The organism is Halococcus morrhuae DSM 1307 (assembly GCF_000336695.1).
In the GTDB taxonomy this organism is placed as follows: domain Archaea; phylum Halobacteriota; class Halobacteria; order Halobacteriales; family Halococcaceae; genus Halococcus; species Halococcus morrhuae.
The window spans coordinates 1-1729 of the sequence record NZ_AOMC01000019.1 but is presented as its reverse complement, the minus strand read 5'-3'; the positions used below and the strand labels follow the sequence as shown (position 1 = coordinate 1729).

The 1729-nt window shown below is 54.0% G+C and carries 1 pseudogene; it reads left to right on the top strand.

The features are described 5' to 3' along the window. A pseudogene (locus C448_RS16060) lies at positions 1-968 on the top strand (S8 family serine peptidase); the annotation flags it as partial. Positions 969-1729 lie beyond the last annotated feature (761 nt).

Genomic DNA, 1729 nt, shown 5'->3' with positions numbered 1-1729 from the left:
ATGGATTGATAATCGACGGTGCGGGATCACGTACTGACTACTCGTTTTCGGTGAGTGGTGATCTGAAAGGTTCGGATGCGATCACTCCCGAAGATACGATAAGCGGATCAAGTGCTCGGGGTGTAGTCGGTTCCGGGAAGGATTGCTATGGATTCTCGGGCGAACTCGTCGCGTTTGATTTGGATGGTCAGGCCAACGTCACCGTCGATGGGCAACCAGCCCGCGTCGGCCAGCAGCCAGACCACATGCTGACAATCGACGGTGTTGGATCACGTACTGACTACTCGTTTTCGGTGAGTGGTGATCTGAAAGGTTCGGATGCGATCACTCCCGAAGATACGATTACTGGATCGAGCGCTCAGGGTGTAGTCGGTTCCGGGACGGATCGCTACGGGTTCTCGGGTGAACTCGTCGCGTTCGATTTAGATGGTCAGGCCAATGTCACAGTCGACGGGAAGCCGGCTCGCATCGGCCAGCGCCCTGACCACGCACTGATAGTCGACGGTACCGGGTCGCACACCGATTATCGCATTTCGGTTACTGGCGATCTCGAAGGAAAGGAACTCAATAGAGCGGATTCAATTTCAGGTTCGACGGCCACCGGAGCGACCAAGGGTGGCCGTGACTGCTATGGATTCACGGGTGCACTCGTTGTGCTTGAAGTTACTGGTGATGCCACCATCTACCTCGATGGCGAACGTGCTAACCCGAACGATTACTTCGAGAACGTACTGACTATCACGGGAACCGGCTCAAGAGCAGAATACACTTTTTCGACCAGTGGTACTCTCAGACCGACTCGTGCTAACGATGCAACAATTAATTCTAACGATACTCGTCGCGGGTCAACTGCTATAGGACAGGTCGGTGGCGGCCGCGATAGCTACAAATTCTCTGGTGAGATCACTGACAGTAGCCTGAGCGGTAATGCAGTTGCGCATCTCAACGGGAACGAAGTGCAACTCTGATTCGGCCCAACACAACGGAATACGGCACAAATCAATTCTTGAAAATCGCTTCGATACTACTCACGGTACCCGAGCGCCCGCAAAGTTTCATCTACACTGCGTTCGGTTGTGGATGTGCGTTCTGGGTCGAACTTTGGTTCGTACTCGCCCCTGTCGTGTCCCGTTGTACGTGCCCATGGTACGAACCGAACCTTCGGATGAAGACTCCCAATTGGATGTTTGTACGTTCCATACTTGCCAAATGCTTCGCCGTGGTCGGCCGAAACCACGACTTCTCCATCGATGTTGTCGCAGAGAAGTGCCACCTCGTCGAGCACGTATCGGAGGTCAGCGAGATACGCTTGCAAGACTTGCTGTCGGTCACCGCCTGCTCGAAGATATNATATGCGAATGGTTCGTCCTCATGCTCGTACAGGTCCCGGTCCTCTGCGTTCGCGTTCGATACATAGGGGCTGTGTGGCTGGGCATAATGCACAATCATTCGATTAAAGTCGTGTTTTCGGCCGACATCAATCGCCCGATCGGTTACGTACCGTGGTGGGTTATGACCGCCCTTGCCCGAATCGTGTCGCCAGACATGTTCGAGTCGTCCGATGTCACTCACGCCACTGAAGTCCCAATTACACTGTTGAAAATATGTGGCTGGCGCGGGACCGACGAATGTCGTAGCGTCGCCCTGTGCATTGAATACGTAATCCGCATAGGCATTGCAGGCATCCGTTCTAGGCTAATCCCGTCGTGACTGGGACGAATTGATCGGA